The organism is Psychrobacter sp. TB55-MNA-CIBAN-0194, from assembly GCF_040309505.1.
Lineage (GTDB): Bacteria > Pseudomonadota > Gammaproteobacteria > Pseudomonadales > Moraxellaceae > Psychrobacter > Psychrobacter fozii.
Window position 1 is genome coordinate 1 of sequence record NZ_JBEOOW010000504.1, and the last position, 256, is coordinate 256.

1 pseudogene is annotated in these 256 nt (G+C 42.2%); it reads right to left on the minus strand.

The features are described 5' to 3' along the window. Positions 1–256 (minus strand): annotated as a pseudogene (locus tag AAEY75_RS16060) (hypothetical protein); the annotation flags it as partial.

The window sequence follows — 256 nt, forward strand, 5'->3', positions numbered from 1 at the left end:
CCCTAAACCGGTTAACACACCTGTTTTATACGAAAAGCGTTTATTGATATATGCCGCCGGAATAGCTAGGCAAAAGTAAGCTCCATAGTAGCTAAATTGTACCAATGCAGACTGCACTGACGACATAGTAAAAATTTTACTAAACACTTTTACTAGCGGATCAGTCATGTTTGCCGCAGCTCCCCATGCAGCAAAGCACAGAACAAGTAAAATAAAGGGAACCACCATCTCCTTGGAGACAAGAGGTGTTTGTGTG